General features: G+C 40.6%; 1 protein-coding gene and 2 pseudogenes. 1 reads left to right on the forward strand and 2 read right to left on the reverse strand.

Translation table 11 applies throughout. The features are described 5' to 3' along the window. Together ACFIK2_RS01310 and ACFIK2_RS01315 are read right to left on the reverse strand one after the other, a co-directional pair. Nucleotides 1-912, reverse strand: a pseudogene (locus ACFIK2_RS01310) (hypothetical protein); the annotation flags it as partial. A 1-nt stretch (nt 913) separates the two neighbouring features. Then, a pseudogene (locus ACFIK2_RS01315) lies at nt 914-1,132 on the reverse strand (hypothetical protein); the annotation flags it as partial. Nucleotides 1,133-1,303: 171 nt separating this feature from the next. On the opposite strand from ACFIK2_RS01315, the gene ACFIK2_RS01320 reads away from it, so the two are divergent. Next, nucleotides 1,304-1,687 (forward strand): Arm DNA-binding domain-containing protein (locus ACFIK2_RS01320; protein WP_375676811.1); only part of this gene is annotated, 384 nt, incomplete at its 3' end.

Here is a 1,687-nt window from a genome sequence, read left to right on the forward strand (position 1 = left end):
GCCTCTCTTTATGGACCAGTAAATCCGGTTATCAATGGGATCTATAACCCCTTGCATCTCATCAAGAGCAAACTTATCAAATGTTTTAAAAACCGTTCTATCAACCTTTTCAAAACCTATCGGTAAAAGTTGACCATCCAAACTCATCTGATAAAAACCACCATCACCTGCAAAAAAAGCATCACTCCCTCGACACGCTATAGAGGCTGCACTGCGCGCTCCACGCTTGTCTTGTATCTTTTGAAAAGCAAACGGGCTCTTGGAACCTAACGTCAAAGAACCAGCATAAATAGCAGAACGAAGAAAAATAAGGGGATTGGTTGTTTCTGTTGCCCCCTGCACATATTCTCCATCTTGGAAATCCATATAACCACTAACATTATATTGAGTCTCCCATAGAGTTTCATCGCCTTCTCCAGACCAATGAATGCGATTGGGATTATCTGTCAATTGCATCAAACAAACAAAAGGTCCCCAAACCTTCACCAAGCCTGCTTTCGGTGGATTTCCTTCTAAATCTTCAAACCGTTCAGAACTAAGGACCTTGAAAACTTGCGGTTTATCATTTTTATTCACCGCAATAACCATGTTTTTAAAAAGAGCAAACGACCATTTATTCTCTTCATTTGCTTGATAGGTCACACCACTTTGGCTGATATCTTTCCAACCCTTGGTTTGACTATCATAACTGTAAAGCTTTTGTTTGCCTCCTACAATTATCTTAACACCATTGCCACTTCTAAACGCTATGCACCCCAAAGGCTTTTCTTCCAAAGCATGAGACACAACCATTGCACTAGGCATGGGTATGTAACCGCCATCAGCCGGTAAAACATTCACAAGCGTATCCGTAAAGCTACCGTTGACGACCGAAACATCTGGTCTGTAATCAGCGATTGGAAAATAAACCATCTTAAAAATCCGTTGGTATTATTCTGGTCACGTTATGACGTTGAGACGTCTCTGCACGCAATTCATGCAACTGTTCGTTAAAGTCATTGTAAGCTGCCGTTGCACAATCGGGATCTTTCAAGATATTCTTGTAAAGTTCGTATTTTGCACGCGCCTTAATCAAATCAAACGCGTGCACAAACCATGGATGCTCCTCATCGACACTCTCTATCTCTACAAGGCATTGATTTATAATGATAATCTAGCGTTATTCATATTGAATGAGAGTCCCGAATAACCTAAGATTGTCTCATTTTAAATCAGTTTATATTGCTTCAATCAAAACCACTCATTTGCACATAACAAGTGGGATGAATGTGTGGATCAAATTTATATAAGAAAGGAGTAAAAAATGGCTCTTATGAACCGTCTTAATGCAAGATCTGTCGCAACATTGGGGGCTGGCAAATATAATGATGGTGCTGGCTTGTTACTTCATAAGCGTAAAGATGGAGGTGCTCAATGGATTTTACGGTATACCCTTCACGGACGTCGTCGTGAAATGGGCTTGGGAGCGTTGCGAGATGTCTCTTTAAAACAAGCCCGTGAATTGGCAACTGGGTGGCGTTCGGTTTTACGTGAAGGTCGTGACCCTATTAAAGAACGCAATAAACAAAAGCGTGAAGCAATAAGCAATCTTCATTATTTAAAAGACATTGCCGTAGATGCTTTTGAAAGTCGGAAAGCTGAATTAAAAGATGATGGTAAGGCTTGTGATTGGTTTTCACCTTTACGT

Source organism: Bartonella sp. AP88XZML (genome assembly GCF_042195565.1).
Taxonomy (GTDB): Bacteria; Pseudomonadota; Alphaproteobacteria; order Rhizobiales; family Rhizobiaceae; genus Bartonella.